The 15,491-nt window shown below is 70.3% G+C and carries 10 protein-coding genes, 3 tRNA genes and 2 pseudogenes; 9 read left to right on the forward strand and 6 right to left on the reverse strand.

All coding sequences use genetic code 11. The annotated features are described in order from the left end of the window. Positions 1-107: 107 nt before the first annotated feature. The 3 genes from LJ657_RS02255 (at position 108) to LJ657_RS02265 (ending at position 4,823) form a co-directional block, all read left to right on the forward strand. The gene (locus LJ657_RS02255) at positions 108-1,373 is read left to right on the forward strand and encodes an NAD(P)/FAD-dependent oxidoreductase (protein WP_232646461.1); all 1,266 of its coding nucleotides are present in this window, start codon (positions 108-110) and stop codon (positions 1,371-1,373) included. Positions 1,374-1,502: 129 nt separating this feature from the next. Beyond that, a complete protein-coding gene (gene dnaG / locus LJ657_RS02260; RefSeq protein ID WP_232646462.1) occupies positions 1,503-3,404 on the forward strand; it encodes a DNA primase in 1,902 nt (633 codons plus the stop codon). Positions 3,405-3,506: 102 nt separating this feature from the next. Then, the gene (locus tag LJ657_RS02265; protein ID WP_232646463.1) at positions 3,507-4,823 is read left to right on the forward strand and encodes an RNA polymerase sigma factor; all 1,317 of its coding nucleotides are present in this window, start codon (positions 3,507-3,509) and stop codon (positions 4,821-4,823) included. Between the two features lie 124 nt (positions 4,824-4,947). On the opposite strand, the gene LJ657_RS02270 is transcribed toward LJ657_RS02265, so the two are convergent. The 4 genes from LJ657_RS02270 to LJ657_RS02285 form a co-directional block, all read right to left on the reverse strand. Further along, positions 4,948-6,879 carry an ABC transporter ATP-binding protein gene (locus LJ657_RS02270; RefSeq protein ID WP_232646464.1) on the reverse strand — a complete coding sequence of 644 codons (1,932 nt, stop codon included), beginning with the start codon at positions 6,877-6,879 and terminating at the stop codon, positions 4,948-4,950. Next, entirely contained in the window at positions 6,879-8,612 is a 1,734-nt protein-coding gene (locus LJ657_RS02275; RefSeq protein ID WP_232646465.1) for an ABC transporter ATP-binding protein, read from the reverse strand. The genes LJ657_RS02270 and LJ657_RS02275 overlap by 1 nt, the downstream gene beginning before the upstream one ends. A 115-nt stretch (positions 8,613-8,727) precedes the next feature. Beyond that, on the reverse strand, positions 8,728-10,170 hold the full coding sequence (locus tag LJ657_RS02280) for an FGGY family carbohydrate kinase (RefSeq protein WP_232646466.1): 1,443 nt from the start codon (positions 10,168-10,170) through the stop codon (positions 8,728-8,730). Between the two features lie 81 nt (positions 10,171-10,251). Then, entirely contained in the window at positions 10,252-10,557 is a 306-nt protein-coding gene (locus tag LJ657_RS02285; protein WP_232646467.1) for a YtxH domain-containing protein, read from the reverse strand. A gap of 134 nt (positions 10,558-10,691) precedes the next feature. On the opposite strand from LJ657_RS02285, the gene LJ657_RS02290 reads away from it, so the two are divergent. The 3 genes from LJ657_RS02290 (at position 10,692) to LJ657_RS02300 (ending at position 11,085) form a co-directional block, all read left to right on the forward strand. Further along, positions 10,692-10,764 (forward strand) — tRNA-Asn (locus LJ657_RS02290). Between the two features lie 5 nt (positions 10,765-10,769). Next, positions 10,770-10,842, forward strand: a tRNA-Asn gene (locus LJ657_RS02295). Positions 10,843-11,008: 166 nt separating this feature from the next. Further along, positions 11,009-11,085: transfer RNA gene (locus tag LJ657_RS02300), tRNA-Ile, on the forward strand. 439 nt (positions 11,086-11,524) lie between these two features. Here the strand turns inward: LJ657_RS02300 and LJ657_RS49480 are convergent. After that, positions 11,525-11,764, reverse strand: a pseudogene (locus LJ657_RS49480) (Rv1352/Rv1906c domain-containing protein). A gap of 127 nt (positions 11,765-11,891) precedes the next feature. On the opposite strand from LJ657_RS49480, the pseudogene LJ657_RS02305 reads away from it, so the two are divergent. From LJ657_RS02305 to LJ657_RS02315, 3 genes and pseudogenes are all read left to right on the forward strand, one after another. After that, positions 11,892-11,984: pseudogene (locus tag LJ657_RS02305) on the forward strand (flavodoxin family protein); the annotation flags it as partial. Between the two features lie 143 nt (positions 11,985-12,127). Beyond that, positions 12,128-13,372: a sensor histidine kinase gene (locus tag LJ657_RS02310; RefSeq protein ID WP_232646468.1), complete on the forward strand. Its 1,245-nt coding sequence runs from the start codon at positions 12,128-12,130 to the stop codon at positions 13,370-13,372. Further along, entirely contained in the window at positions 13,360-14,007 is a 648-nt protein-coding gene (locus tag LJ657_RS02315) for a LuxR C-terminal-related transcriptional regulator (protein ID WP_232646469.1), read from the forward strand. Before LJ657_RS02310 ends, LJ657_RS02315 begins: the two co-directional genes overlap by 13 nt. A 510-nt stretch (positions 14,008-14,517) precedes the next feature. Here the strand turns inward: LJ657_RS02315 and LJ657_RS02320 are convergent. Next, positions 14,518-15,207, reverse strand: a complete 690-nt coding sequence (locus LJ657_RS02320; protein ID WP_232646470.1) for a 3-oxoacyl-[acyl-carrier-protein] synthase III C-terminal domain-containing protein — start codon at positions 15,205-15,207, stop codon at positions 14,518-14,520. Positions 15,208-15,491 lie beyond the last annotated feature (284 nt).

Raw genomic sequence — 15,491 nt, forward strand, 5'->3', positions numbered from 1 at the left:
GCCACCCCCTCTTCCCGCATCACGCTCCGTGCGGGACGCTCGCATGTGGCGGCACCCGCTGTGTTTTCTGAGGCGACACCCCTCAGACACCCCGTAGGAGGCATCAAGTGGTCGACGCGGATCAGACATTCGTCATCGTCGGAGGCGGTCTCGCCGGCGCGAAAGCGGCCGAGACGCTCCGAGCGGAGGGCTTCACCGGCCGCGTGATACTGATCTGCGACGAACGCGACCACCCTTACGAGCGCCCTCCCCTCTCCAAGGGCTATCTGCTCGGCAAGGAGGAGCGCGACAGCGTCTTCGTCCACGAGCCGGCCTGGTATGCGCAGCACGACATCGAGCTGCACCTCGGCGAGACCGTCGACGCCGTCGACCGTACGGCGAAGACGGTCCGCTTCGGCGCGGACGGCACGCTCGTCCGTTACGACAAGCTCCTGCTGGCGACGGGCGCGGAGCCGCGCCGCCTCGACATCCCGGGGACCGACCTGGCCGGCGTCCACCACCTGCGCCGTCTCGCCCACGCCGAGCGGCTCAAGCACGTGCTGACCGCCCTCGGCCGGGACAACGGCCACATCGTGATCGCCGGCGCCGGCTGGATCGGTCTGGAGGTCGCGGCGGCGGCCCGCGAGTACGGCGCCGAGGTCACCGTCGTCGAACCCGGACAGACCCCGCTGCACGGGGTCCTCGGTCCCGAGCTCGGCGGCCTCTTCGCCGAGCTGCACCGCGAGCACGGCGTCCGCTTCCACTTCGGGGCGAAGCTGACGGAGATCGTCGGCCAGGACGGCATGGTCCTCGCGGCCCGCACCGACGACGGCGAGGAGCACCCCGCCCACGACGTCCTCGCGGCGATCGGCGCGGCCCCCCGCATCGGCCTCGCGGAGGCCGCCGGCCTGGAGATCGCCGACCGCGCACACGGCGCCGGCGTCGTGGTCGACGAGCACCTGCGCACCTCCGACCCCGACATCTACGCGGCCGGCGACGTGGCCTCGTTCCCGCACGCCCTCTTCGGCACCCACCTCCGCGTCGAGCACTGGGCCAACGCCCTCAACGGCGGCCCGGCGGCGGCGCGGGCGATGCTCGGACGGGACGTCACCTACGACCGTGTGCCCTATTTCTTCTCCGACCAGTACGACCTCGGTATGGAGTACTCCGGCTGGGCGCCCGCGGGCTCCTACGACGAAGTGGTGATCCGAGGGGACGCGGGCAAGCGCGAGTTCATCGCCTTCTGGATCAAGGAGGGCCGGGTGCTGGCCGGGATGAACGTGAACGTGTGGGACGTCACAGACCCCATCCAGAAACTGATCCGCTCGAAGGCACAGGTGAATACGGAGGCACTGGCGGACCCGCACGTTCCGCTCGAACGCCTCGTCTCTTAGGTGTCAGTCCGTCCCCGTGACGCAATTCCCGGGGGCGCTGTATCCGATTGCCGCTGCGCGGCGGGCCGGACCCCCGGCCGAACGTGGAGGCGCCCCAGGAGTGTCAGTTCTGCCCCGTAGAATCACCACGTGGCAGGACGGATCAACGACGAGGACGTGAAGGCGGTACGGGACGCGGTCCCGATCGACGCCGTGGTGTCCGAGTACCTCCAGCTGCGCAACGCGGGCGGGGGCAACCTCAAGGGCCTGTGCCCGTTCCACGACGAGAAGTCGCCGTCCTTCCAGGTCAGCCCGAGCAAGGGACTCTTCCACTGCTTCGGCTGCCAGGAGGGCGGCGACACCATCACGTTCGTGATGAAGGTCGACCACCTCTCCTTCTCCGAGGCGGTCGAGCGCCTGGCCGGTCAGGCCGGCATCACCCTGCGCTACGAGGAGGGCGGCTACAACCCCGCCCACCAGCGCGGCGAGCGCATCCGCCTGGTCGAGGCCCACAAGATCGCCGCGCAGTGGTACGCCGAACAGCTCGCGACCGGCCCGGAGGCCGACACCGGCCGCAAGTTCCTCGCCGAGCGCGGCTTCGACCAGTTGGCCGCCGAGCACTTCTCCGTCGGCTACAGCCCCCAGGGCTGGGACCACCTCACCCGCTACCTCCGCGGCAAGGGCTTCACCGACAAGGAACTCCTCCTCTCCGGCCTCTCCCAGGAGGGCCGCCGCGGCCCCATCGACCGCTTCCGCGGCCGCCTGATGTGGCCGATCCGCGACATCGGCGGCGAGGTCGTCGGCTTCGGCGCGAGGAAGCTCTACGAGGCGGACAACGGCCCCAAGTACCTCAACACCCCCGACACCGCGATCTACAAGAAGTCCCAGGTGCTGTACGGCATCGACCTGGCGAAGAAGGACATCGCCAAGGCCAGCCGCGCGGTGGTGGTCGAGGGCTACACCGACGTGATGGCCTGCCACCTGGCCGGCGTCACGACCGCGATCGCGACCTGCGGCACGGCCTTCGGCGGCGACCACATCAAGATCCTCCGCCGGCTGCTGATGGACAACGGCAGCGCACGTGTCATCTTCACCTTCGACGGCGACGCGGCCGGCCAGAAGGCGGCCCTGCGCGCCTTCGAGGACGACCAGAAGTTCGCCGCAGAGACGTACATCGCCATCGCCCCCGACGGCATGGACCCCTGCGAACTGCGCCTGGCGAAGGGCGACGAGGCGGTCTCCGACCTCGTCGAACCCCGCACCCCGCTCTTCGAGTTCGCGCTCCGCCAGATCGTCGTCCGCTACGACCTCGACACCCCCGCCGGCCGGGCCGCCGCCCTGGACGAGGCGGCCCCCATCGTCGCCCGCATCAAGAACAGCGGCGCCCAGCACGAGGTCGCCGTCCAGCTCGCCGGCATGCTCGGCATCCTCGACACCCAGTTCGTGGTCAAGCGGGTGGCCCAGCTGGCCCGTTGGGCCCGCGACCGTGGCGGCAAGGGCCCGGCCCCGGCGCGCGGCCCCCAGTCGTACGAGGCCGCGCCCCGCTCCTCCGGCCCGTCCGGCCCGGCGCTCAACCTCCGCAACCCCGTCTATGCCACGGAGCGCGAACTCCTCAAACTCGCCCTCCAGCGCCCCGATTTGGTCTCCCCGGCCTTCGACGCATACGGCGTCGACGAGTTCACCGCCGCGCCCTACGCCGCCGTACGCCAGGCGATCATGGAGGCGGGCGGCGCGGAGTACGGCGTCCAGGACCCACAGGACTACCTGGTCCGCGTCCGCGCGGTCGCCCCGGACGACACGGTCCGCGCGATGGTCACGGAACTGGCCGTCGAGGCGATCATGCGCCGCACGGTCGACGAGAACTACGCGGGCGAACAGCTGGTGACCGTCCGCCGCCGGGCCGTGGAGCGCAGGGTCCAGCAGATCCAGATCACCGTCAGGCGCTTGGAAGCAGGCGGCGACCCGGCTCAGTTGGCCGCGGTGAAGAACGAACTCTGGGTACTCCAGCAGTACGACCAGGCACTCAAGGTGCAGGGCCCCGCTGCTCTCTGAGCACATTCGTACGGCGCGGTAACCACCCGGTCACGGCACGATTGCAAAAAGTCACCGCACGCCCCTCGTGGCGGCGATGTGTCGTACTCCACACTGGGTCCGGTGCCTGAGTCCTCGGAGCGCGGCCGATCCGTCCCACACGGGTCGCACAACCCCGCGGTTCCGCTCAACGCGTACGGGACGGACAGCGGCGAGGCCGTCGACTCCGCTCCCGAAGCAGCGCTGCCGCACACCTCAGCAGCGATCATCCTGGAGGTCGCCCCCGTGCAGACCCAGACCCTCGCCCAGACCGACAGCAGTACCGCCATCGGCGATGACAGCACTGCGCCGGACGCCGCGCCCGACGTTCTCGTCGCGGTCCCCCCGCAGACCCGTGTCGCGCACCACCCCGAGGCGGAGCCCGAGAGCCCGCCCGAGCCGGCCGAACCGCCCGCGGAGGCGCTGGAGGCCGCCGAGGACCCCGAGCCGGTGGCACCGCCGCGGGCCCGTGCCGCCGCCGACACCAGCGGCCCGTCCTCGGACCTGTTCCGCCAGTACCTGCGCGAGATCGGCCGTATCCCCCTGCTGACCGCGGCCGAGGAGGTCGAACTCGCGCGCCGTGTCGAGGCCGGACTGTTCGCCGAGGAGCGGCTCAGCAGCGCGCCCGACCTGGACAGCCAGCTCGCCCTCGACCTGGACCGTCTCGTCGTCATGGGCCGGATGGCCAAGCGCCGCCTCATTGAGGCGAACCTGCGGCTCGTGGTGTCCGTGGCCAAGCGGTACGTCGGCCGCGGGCTGACCATGCTCGACCTGGTCCAGGAGGGAAACCTGGGCCTGATCAGGGCAGTTGAGAAGTTCGACTACGCCCGCGGCTACAAGTTCTCGACCTACGCCACCTGGTGGATCCGCCAGGCCATGTCCCGGGCCCTCGCCGACCAGGCCCGGACCATCCGGGTCCCGGTCCACGTCGTCGAGCTGATCAACCGGGTCGTCCGCGTGCAGCGGCGCATGCTGCAGGAACGCGGCTACGAGCCCACCCCGGAAGAAGTGGCCGACCACCTCGACCTGCCCCCCGAGCGGGTCAGCGAGGTCCTCCGCCTGGCCCAGGAACCCGTTTCCCTGCACGCCCCGGTGGGCGAGGAGGACGACGTGGCCCTCGGGGACCTCATCGAGGACGGCGACGCCGCCTCGCCGGTGGAGTCGGCGGCGTTCCTGCTGCTCAGGGAACATCTGGAGGCGGTCCTGTCCACGCTCGGCGAGCGCGAACGCAAGGTGGTCCAGCTCCGCTACGGCCTGGCGGACGGCCGCCCCCGTACGTTGGAGGAGATAGGCCGCATCTTCGGCGTGACGCGGGAACGCATCCGCCAGATCGAGTCGAAGACCCTGAACAAGCTGCGGGACCACGCCTTCGCGGACCAGCTGAGGGGCTATCTGGACTGACGCCGCCTGCCGTGGCCTGCGGGCATTCGTGCCGCTTGGGGCGCCGCCCGTCCCAAAGAGAGCGGCACCCCGCAAGCGCGGGCAAGAGCACCCACCCGGCCCAGCCCCGACGCCGGGCAACAGCTCAGTCGACCTCAGCCACCGCCTGCGCGAACTGCGCCTTGTACAACCGCGCATAGGCCCCGTCCGCGGCAAGCAGCTCCGTATGAGCCCCCTGCTCCACGATCGCCCCGTTCTCCATCACCAGGATCGTGTCCGCGTCCCGGATGGTCGACAGCCGGTGCGCGATCACGAACGACGTACGCCCGTGCGCCAGCTTCGCCATCGCCTTCTGGATCAGCACCTCGGTCCGGGTGTCCACCGACGAGGTCGCCTCGTCGAGCACCAGGATCGTCGGGTCGGACAGGAACGCCCGCGCGATCGTGATGAGCTGCTTCTCACCGGCGCTGACGCCCGTGCCCTCGTCGTCGATCACGGTGTCGTACCCGTCGGGCAGCGTCCGCACGAACCGGTCGGCGTGCGCGGCCCGCGCCGCCTCCTCGATCTCACCGCGCGTGACGTCGCGGGCGGCACCGTACGCGATGTTCTCCGCGATCGTGCCGCCGAACAGCCAGGTGTCCTGCAGCACCATGCCGATCCCGGACCGGAGTTCGTCCCGGGACATGGTCGCGATGTCGACGCCGTCGAGCGTGATACGCCCGCCGGAGACCTCGTAGAACCGCATGAGCAGATTGACCAGCGTGGTCTTTCCCGCTCCCGTCGGTCCGACGATCGCGACCGTGTGCCCGGGCTCGGCCTTCAGCGACAGGTCCTCGATCAGCGGCTTCTCGGGGTCGTACCGGAAGGAGATGCTCTCCAGCTCCACCCGGCCCCGCAGCTCCTCGGGCAGCTCGCCGCGCACCGGATCGGCCTCCTGCTCCTCCGCGTCCAGGAGTTCGAAGATCCGCTCGGCCGAGGCGACACCCGACTGCACCAGGTTCGCCATCGAGGCGACCTGCGTCAGCGGCATCGAGAACTGCCGCGAGTACTGGATGAAGGCCTGCACATCACCGATGGACAGCGCGCCGGACGCGACCCGCAGACCGCCGACCACTGCCACCAGCACGTAGTTGAGGTTCGACACGAACATCATCAGCGGCTGCATGACCCCGCTGTTGAACTGCGCCTTGAACCCGGCCTCGTACAACGCGTCGTTCTGCTCGGCGAACTGCTTCGCCGACTCCTCCTGCCGCCCGAACACCTTCACCAGCGTGTGGCCGGTGTACATCTCCTCGACGTGGGCGTTCAGCTTGCCGGTGGAGCGCCACTGCTGCACGAAGTGCGGCTGCGACCGCTTCCCGATGCGGGTGGCGACGACGAACGACAGCGGCACGGTGACCAGCGCGACCAGTGCGAGGAGCCAGGACACCCAGAACATCATCGCCAGCACACCGATGATGGTCAGCACTGAGTTGATGAGCTGGCCCATCGACTGCTGCAGCGTCTGCCCGATGTTGTCGATGTCGTTGGTCGCCCGGGACAGCACCTCACCGCGCTGCCGCTTGTCGAAGTACGACAGCGGCAGCCGCGACAGCTTCGCCTGCACGTCCTCGCGCAGCCGGTACATGGTCCGGTTGACGGCGCGGTTGACCATGCGGGTCGCCACCGCCATCAGCATGCCGGCGACGAGGAACGTGCCCAGTGCGAGCAGCAGGACGTCGCCCACCGCGGCGAAGTCGATGCCCTTGCCCGGGGTGAAGTCGGTGCTGCGGAGCATGTCGGCGATCTGGCCCTGCCCCCGCTCCCGCATGGACGCGAGGACCTCGTCCTTCGTGGCCCCGGACGGCATCTGCCGCCCGATGATGCCGGCGAAGACCAGGTCGGTGGCCTTGCCGAGGATCTTCGGCCCGACCACGTTCAGACCGACGCTCACCACCACGCAGAACAGCAGTACGCAGATGGTCAGCCGCTCGGGCTTGAACTGGGCGATCAGGCGCCTGCCCGACACCTTGAAGTCCATCGAACGGCTGTCGGGGCCCCCGCCCTGCCCCATCATCCGCGCCATTGGCCCGGCCATCAGGCAGCCTCCGCTTCCGTCAGCTGGGAGAGCACGATCTCCCGATAGGTCTCGTTGTCCGCCATCAGCTCGTGATGGCGGCCGGTCCCGACGACACGTCCTTCGTCGAGTACGACGATCCGGTCCGCGTCCCGGATGGTCGCCACCCGCTGGGCGACGATCACGACGGTCGCCTCCGCGGTCTCCTCGGCCAGCGCCGCCCGCAGCGCCGCGTCGGTCGCGTAGTCGAGGGCGGAGAAGGAGTCGTCGAAGAGGTAGATCTCGGGGCGCTGCACCAGCGTCCGTGCGATGGCGAGCCGCTGCCGCTGGCCGCCGGAGACGTTGGTACCGCCCTGTGCGATGGGGGAGTGGAGGCCGTTCTCCAGCCCCTCGACGAAGTCCTTGGCCTGCGCCACCTCCAGCGCGTGCCACAGCTCCTCGTCGGTGGCGTCCGGGTTGCCGTAGCGCAGGTTGGTCGCCACCGTCCCCGCGAACAGGTACGGCTTCTGAGGGACCAGCCCGACCGTTCTGGCGAGCAGCTTCGGGTCGAGGGTCGCGACGTCCGTGCCGTCCACGAGCACCTCGCCGTTGGTCGCGTCGAACAGCCGCGGGACCAGCCCGAGCAGCGTGGACTTGCCGCTGCCGGTCGAGCCGATGACGGCCGTCACCTCGCCGGGCCGCGCCACCATGTCGATGCCCTTGAGCACGGGCTCCTCGGCGCCCGGATAGCGGAACCCCGCGCTCCGGATCTCCAGATGTCCGTGCCGGCGCAGCTCCGTGACCGGCGCGACGGGAGGCACCACGCTCGACGAGGTCCCGAGGACCTCCTCGATCCGCTCGGCACACACCTCCGCGCGCGGCACCATCATGAACATGAAGGTGGCCATCATCACGGACATCACGATCTGCATCAGATAGGCGAGGAACGCGGTCAGGTCGCCGATCGCCATCCCCCCGCTGGCGATGCGGTGCGCGCCGAACCACACCACCGCGATCGACGACAGGTTCACCACCGTCATCACGATCGGGAACATCAGCGCCAGCATGTTGCCGGTGGCCAGCTGCATCTCGGTGAGGTCGGTGTTCGCCTTGCGGAAACGATCCTTCTCGTAGTCGTCCCGCACGAAGGCCCGGATCACACGGTTGCCGGTGATCTGCTCCCGCAGCACCCGGTTCACCGTGTCCAGGCGCACCTGCATGGCCCGGAACAGCGGTCGCAGCCGCCGTACGATCAGCGTCACGCAGATGCCCAGCGTCGGGACCACGGCGACCAGCACCCCGGACAGGGGCACGTCCAGGCCGAGCGCCAGCACGATGCCGCCCACGCACATGATCGGCGCCGACACCATCAGCGTGAACGTCATCAGGGCCAGCATCTGGACCTGCTGTACGTCGTTGGTCGTACGGGTGATCAGCGAGGGCGCCCCGAACTGCCCGACCTCCCGCGCCGAGAAGGACTGCACCCGGTCGAACACGGACGCCCGGAGATCCCGGCCGAGCGCCGCGGCGGTCCGGGCGCCGTAGTACACGGCACCCATGTTGCACACGACCTGCACCAGCGAGATGCCGATCATCAGGGCGCCGAAGGAGAGGATGTAGCCGGTGTCACCCTTCACGACGCCGTTGTCGATGATGTGCGCGTTCAGGGTGGGCAGGTAGAGGGTGGCGCAGGTCTGCAGGAACTGCAGCAGCACCAGCACGGCTATGGGTTTCTTGTAGGGCCTGAGGTAGGTCCGCAGAAGTCGTATGAGCACGCTACGTCTCTCGGAGTCGGCGGCGGGGCGGGCTTGATGCCCCAGGCTCCTATCGTCGGACACTCCACCCGTGTTACCTCAACCGATTAAGCCGACAGCAGTGCTCCTTACCGCCTTATGGGCGGAAAGCGCCGGGGTGTGTCTGCTCCCGGACGGAAACGAACTGCTGCCTGACCGCCTGTCCCACCGCCAGCTCGTCGCCGGGCTCCAGCACCTGCCCGGTCGCGCCCTGCCACATCGGCGGGTTGCGCCGGTCGAGTGTGCCCTGCGAAACCCCGAGCGCCCAGGCGGCCTGCCGGGCGGCGCCGATCGCCGCGTAGTCCGCCGGCTGCGGCACCACGACCTGCGCTCCGAAGAGCATGGGGGCCGCCGCCTGGACGGCGGGCAGTTCGGCCGCCGCCCCCAGCAGGAAGACCCGCCGCACCTCGACACCCCGGCCGCGCAGCACGTCCAGCGCGTCCGCGAGCCCGCACAGCATCCCCTCGAACGCCGCCCGCGCCAGGTGCTCGCCCTTCATCGACTCCCGCCGCAGTCCGGCGATCGACCCCGCCGTGTGCGGCAGGTTCGGCGTCCGCTCACCCTCCAGATACGGCAGGAGTACGAGCCCGTGGGCGCCCGGCGTCGACTTCGTCGCCAGCTCGGACAGGCTCTCCAGATCGGGCAGCCCGAGCAGCTCCGCGGTCCCGCGCAGGGTCCGCACGGCGTTCAGCGTGGTCACGACCGGCAGATGCATGCCCGTCGCGTCGGCGAGGGAGGTGATCATCCCGGTGCTGTCCACCAGGGCCTCGCGGTGTACGGCCATGACGGACCCGGACGCGCCGAGCGACACCACCGCGTCACCGAGCCCGATGCCCAGCCCGAAGGCGGCGGACATGGTCTCCCCGGTCCCGGCGGAGATCAGCAGCCCCTCGGGGGTCGTACCGGCGGCGTCCGCGGGTCCGATCACCTCGGGCAGCATCGCCTGGTGGCCGAGCGCCAGCTCGACGAGATCGGCACGGTAGTTGCCGGTCGCCGCCGACCAGTACCCGGTGCCGGAGGCGCCGCCCCGGTCGGTGGTCCGTCTGACCGGCCGCCCCAGCAGCTGCCACACCAGCCAGTCGTGTGCCTGCATCAGCATCGCGGTGCGCAGGGCGGCGTCGGGCTCGTTCTTCGCCAGCCAGCGCAACTTGGTCACCGGCTGCGCGGCCTGCGGCACACACCCCACCGCCTGCGCCCACGCCTCCCGCCCGCCGAGCGCGTCGATCAGATCGGCCGCCGCGACCTGCGCACGCTTGTCGCCGCCGACCATCGCGGGGCGCACTGTGCCGCCCTGCGCGTCCAGCGGCACGACCGCGTTCTGCTGCGCCGACACGCCGATGGCCTGCACGCCTTCGAGGAGTCCGCCGCCGGCCGCTTCACCCAGGGACAGCAGCCAGGCCTGCGGGTCGACGTCGGCGGGCCGGTCGCCGTCCACCGGATGCGGGGCATAGCCCTGCCTGAGTACGGCGCCCGTGTCCGTGTCGCAGACGACGATGCGAGTGAAATCGGGTGCACTGTCCAACCCGGCGACTATCCCCATGGCGAAAATTCTATGGGTCAGGCGCAGCAGAGGCGTGTGCGCTGCGCCGGGCACGGGCGCGTCGGGGCAGGTGAGGTGGAGCTAGGTGTTGCTGGTGCCCCAGTCGTCCCCTGCCGCACCGTCGGTGTTTCGCTCCCGCAGGGACCGGACCCGCTGGGCCACCGAGTCGGGGACGTGGTCGCCGACCTTGTCGCTCACCACGTGGTACGCCTTGCCGGCGAACTCGCGGCCCTGCTGGGCAGCCGACTCCGCGGTGTTGCGGACGGCCGGGTTCTGCGAGACCTGACGTGCGGACTTCTTCAGCTGCTCGTAGCGCTCGCGACCGGCACGCGTGCCCAGGACGTAACCCAGAGCCAGTCCGACGACGAACGTGAGCTTGTAGCGCATGGCGGAGCCACCCTTCCGTCCCTGGGGAGTACCGATTGGCGGAGCACCCCCCTGCTTGCGCTAATGTATGTGTCGCAGCGAGCGCCCGCCCCCTGGCGAATACCCAGGTAGCTACGTTCGATGCAACGAGGCATTCCTCCGTAGCTCAATTGGCAGAGCAGCCGGCTGTTAACCGGCAGGTTACTGGTTCGAGTCCAGTCGGGGGAGCTCGGTCCTCCGTAGCTCAATTGGCAGAGCAGCCGGCTGTTAACCGGCAGGTTACTGGTTCGAGTCCAGTCGGGGGAGCACAAGAAGAGGACCCCCTTGGGGTCCTTTTTCATGTGGGCGGGAACCGCGCAGGCGGCGGTGCAGTCTCCATGGGCGTGCGAAGTCGACCATCCGAAGCAGGAGATCGTATGAGCGGCTATGCTGCGGCAGACGGCGCGCACACATGTACGCGACACGCCGCTATGGGGCGGTAGCTCAGCCGGTTAGAGCAGCGGACTCATAATCCGTCGGCCGTGGGTTCGAGTCCCACCCGCCCCACCATCACCTACGCGTGCAGAAACGATCTGACCAGCACAAACGGCAAGGCCTCTGCTTCAGCAGGGGCCTCTTTGCATCCCTCAAGATCATTAGCTCGGCCAATGCTCGGCCGAAGTGAAATCACCCCACTCCGATGGCCGAACACGTTGCAGGGTGCCCGGCAACAGGCCCCCTTGTGGAGTCTCTTGGGTAGGCGCGGGATGAAGATTCCTGCCGCTACGGCGCGTTGCCGGGAAGGCAGAGATCGAGGATCGGCAGGACGCTGATACAGAGGCCGTCGTCGTTGCCGCCAGGCTCGTCGCCGTCGCTGGGCTTGTCGTCGTCGGCGGGCGGCTCTGTGGCCGGCGGCTGGCTCCGTTCCCACGGGAACGTGCGCCGGTGTCCTGTCCGGCGCACGCTGTCCCGTGCTCGTCACACCTGTCTCACCAAGGAGCCCAGAGTCTCAGCCGATCTTCACCCAGTCCTTGCAGTCCTGAGTCACGAGGAGCTTGTCGGTGGGCCGGACGGAGACGACGGCTGAGCCGTTCGGGTTGCCGTCGGCGATGATCGAGCTGAATTCGTGTTTGGTGTCCTTGTCGCACTCCCACTAGCAGCTGGGCAGCGAGCTGTCGGCCGGGCCGGCGGTGCGGTATGTGCCCGGCTGGATGTCGGTGCCGACGATGTACTCGCCATTGCCGCCCACGGTGGTAGCAGGTTTGGCTGGCGGGGCGCTGTGAGTTGGGGGCGTTGGGCTCGGTGTCAGCGTCGGGCTCTGTGCTGGCGCGCTGAGGGGCGGGATGGCCGGCTTCGCAGGGGTGGACTGTTCTCAGCAGGCCGACGCCGGCTGGATCGGCGGACCCGGCCCCGGCCCGCCCTGCCTCGACCCCGGCTCCGGCGGCCCCGAGAGCGACTTCACCAATGAACCGAGCCCACCGACCCCGCTGTTCTCGGCGTGGGGCGTGTCGGCCTGCTCGGCGGGTCCGTCGCGGGGGTGGCACTGGTTTCACCATGGATCCGGGTACAGGCCTCATGGCAGGCCCCCGTCGGGCTGTCCTAGGGTCGAGCCATGACGATTCCAGCCGGGCTGAGGCGCTCGGCGCTTCGGGTGCGGCGGGACGTCGGCTTCCTGGCCGCCGGTGTCCTGCCGCACCTGGCTCTGGTGCCCGTGTGGGCCTGGGGCGTGGTGACCTTCACCGAGACGGGGAACTGGGCTCTGGTGCTCCCCGTGTCGGCCGCCCTGATCCTGCTCGGTGTCCCGGTGCTGACGGCCGTTCAGCGGTTCCGCCACCGGGCGCTGCTCCGCGTGGACATCCCTCGGCCGGCGCCCGTGCCGCAGCGGTGGTCGTGGGCGTCGGCCGCCCGCCGGCTCTCGGCGACGCGTCCCTGGCGCCGGCTCGGATACCACCTGCTGCTGGGCCCGTTGCTGGCCGCGCTGGAGCTGTCGGTGCTGGTGGTGGCGATCGCGGGCCTGGCGGGCGCGACCGCCGGCGGTTGGGTGTGGGCGCTGCCGGTGAGGGTCCGCCAGGACTGGTTCGGCTACGCGACGCAGCTACCGTGCTACACGGTGGGCGGTCTGGCCCTGCTGTGCGTCGTGCCCTGGACGGCCGGGGCGGTGGCCCGGTTGGAGTCGCGTCCCGCGTTGGTGCTGCTCGGGCCCAGCCGGGCGCAGCGGCTCCAGGAACGGGTCGACTACCTGGCCGGGAGCCGCACCGACCTGATCGAGGCGGTCGATGCCGAGCGCCGCCGCATCGAGCGTGACCTGCACGACGGCACCCAGCAGCGGCTGGTCTCCCTCGCGGTCAACCTGGGCCTGGCGATGGCCACCCGCCCGGACCTGTCGGGCGGGGCCCGCGAGGTGCTCGCGGAGGCTCATCTAGAGGCGAAGGAGGCGATCGCCGAACTCAACGACCTGGTGCGCGGGTTGCACCCGGCGGTCCTCGAAGACCGCGGGTTGGACGCGGCGTTGTCCGGGTTGGCCGCCCGGGTGCCGTTGCCGGTCCGCCTGCGGGTGGATCTCGACGAGCGGGTCGCGCCGGCCGCGGAGTCGGTCGCCTACTTCGTGATCTCCGAGGCGCTGACCAACGTGACCAAGCATGCCCGTGCGACGCGGGTCGCGGTGACCGTCCGACGGGTCGGGAAGGTGTTGCGGGTGCACGTCACCGACGACGGGCTGGGCGGTGCCGACGCCTGCGCAGGGACGGGGCTGAGCGGGCTGGCCAAGCGGGTCGGCTCGGTCGACGGCACCTTCCGCGTCAGCAGCCCCGCCGGGGGACCGACGACCGTGACGGCGGAGTTGCCGTGCGGGCGGTGATCGCCGAGGACTCCGTACTGCTGCGCGTCGGCCTGGTCAAGGTGCTGGAGATGGGCGGCTTCGACGTGGTCGCCGAGGCCGGCGACGAGCCGGGCCTGCTCGCCGCCGTCGAGCAGCATCGCCCCGACATCGCCGTCACGGATGTGCGGATGCCGCCCTCCCACAGCTCGGAGGGGGTGCGCTGTGCGCTCGTCATCCGGGAGCGGTGGCCCGGGACCTCGGTGCTGCTGCTGTCGCAGTACGTCGAGGAGCAGTACGCCGCCGATCTGCTGGCCAAGGAGACGGCCGGGCTCGGCTATCTGCTCAAGCAGCGCGTCGCCGACGTGGAGGAGTTCGTCGAGGCGCTGCGCCGGGTCGCCTCGGGAGGTACGGCCCTCGATCCGCAGGTCGTCTCGCAGCTCCTGCTGCGCCGCCGCAGCGACCCGCTGGAGCGTCTGACGTCGCGGGAGCGCGAGGTGCTGGAGCTGATGGCCAGCGGCCGCTCCAACCTGGGCATCGCGCAGCAACTGGTGGTGAGCGAGAGCACGGTCGCCAAGCACATCAACAACATCCTGGCCAAACTCGACCTGCCCAACGCGGACGCGGACCACCGCCGGGTGCTGGCCGTGCTGCGCTTCCTCGGGATCGCGGAGTGAGAGCGACTCACCCCCGGCGCACCGCGCGGCCATCAACTCCGGCAGCGGCCGGGGGGATTCGGCCAGATACATGTGCGCGCCGGGCAGCTCCACGGCCTCGAAACCGCTGTCCGTGACGTCCTGCCGGCTCTCGATGTCCTCCAGGGACGTGAGCGCATCGTCCCCGCCGCGGACCGCGGTGACCGGCACCGGTATCGGCTTGCTCACCTGACGCCGGTAGGTCTCGTGCATGTGGACGTCTGCCCGCAGCGAGGGCATCCGCAGCATTTCGGGCTCCTCGAACGCCTCGTGCCGGTACCCGGCGAACTCCTTGACGCGCTCGAGGAACAGACCGTCGTCCTGGATTCCCGTCGCTCTGCGCTCCGGCAGGGTGCGTGGTACGACGGGGGTGCCGCTGACGAACAGGTGCACCGCCCGCGGACCGTCCGCAGACACAGGAGCGGGATGTCCATGGGGTCGACCTCTGTAGGGCTCGGCGGCTTTGGGACGTTGTTGCAACAGGCTGGGCAGTCACGGGAGTTGTACGACCTGGCCCGCCCAGGGCAGTCCCACGCCGAACCCGACGAGCAGCGCACGGCCGCCCCGGGGTACGTCACCGGTCTCCCGCAGCCGGTCGAGGGCCAGGGGCACCGATGCCGCCGAGGTGTTGCCCGCGTGGGTCACGTCCCGTGCCCCGGTGACGTGCGACGGCAGGGCGAGCCGGGCGGCCAGTGCGTCGGTGATCCGCAGACTGGCCTGGTGCGGGACGAACGCCGACAGGTCGGCCGGCCGGACCCCGGCCGCGGCCAGGGCCCGCTCGGCGATCTCGGGGATCTCCCCGACGGCCCAGCGGAACACCTCCGGCCCTGCCATCCCCATCGTCGGCCAGGGCAGCTCCGGGTTGTCGCGATGCTCCACCCCGGTCGCCGAATGCGCGATGAGATGCCGCTGGCCGCCGTCCGACCCCCATACGGTGGGGCTGATGCCGTCCTCCGGGCCCGGCCCGACGACCGCGGCCCCGGCTCCGTCGGCGAAGAGGAACGCGGCGGCGGCGTCGTTGGGGTCGACGATGTCGCTCATCTTGTCGGAGCCGACGAGCAGCACATGAGCGGCCGCATTGCTGCGGACCAGGGCGTCGACCACGCCTGGCCCGTAACAGAAGCCGGCGCATGCCGCGTTGAGGTCGATGGCGCCCGATCCGGTGCCGAGGCGGGGCGCCACCTCCAGGGCGCCCCCGGAGGCTCTGGCGGACGTTGGACATGCTCGTCAGCAGTACCGTGTCCACCCGGTAGGGGGCGATACCGGCGTCGGCGAGCGCCTTGCGTGCCGCCTCGACCGCCATGTCCGTCACACCCTCGCCGGGCTCCGCGTAACGGCGTTCGACGATGCCAGTACGGCGCCGGATCCGGGCGTCGGACCGGCCGGCCCGGGCCACCAGCTCGTCGTTGCCGACGATCCGCCGTGGCCGATACGCACCGATTCCCAGGATGCGGGCGCCTCTGCCG

It is taken from the genome of Streptomyces guryensis (assembly GCF_021261325.1).
GTDB classification, from domain to species: Bacteria; Actinomycetota; Actinomycetes; order Streptomycetales; family Streptomycetaceae; genus Streptomyces; species Streptomyces guryensis.

Bases quoted from the DNA above. Each gene is read 5' to 3' on its own strand.
- LJ657_RS02270 (WP_232646464.1), bottom strand. From the start codon at position 6,879: ATGGCCGGGCCAATGGCGCGGATGATGGGGCAGGGCGGGGGCCCCGAC.
- LJ657_RS02280 (WP_232646466.1), bottom strand. From the start codon at position 10,170: ATGGGGATAGTCGCCGGGTTGGACAGTGCACCCGATTTCACTCGCATC.
- LJ657_RS02285 (WP_232646467.1), bottom strand. From the start codon at position 10,557: ATGCGCTACAAGCTCACGTTCGTCGTCGGACTGGCTCTGGGTTACGTC.
- LJ657_RS02310 (WP_232646468.1), top strand. From the start codon at position 12,128: ATGACGATTCCAGCCGGGCTGAGGCGCTCGGCGCTTCGGGTGCGGCGG.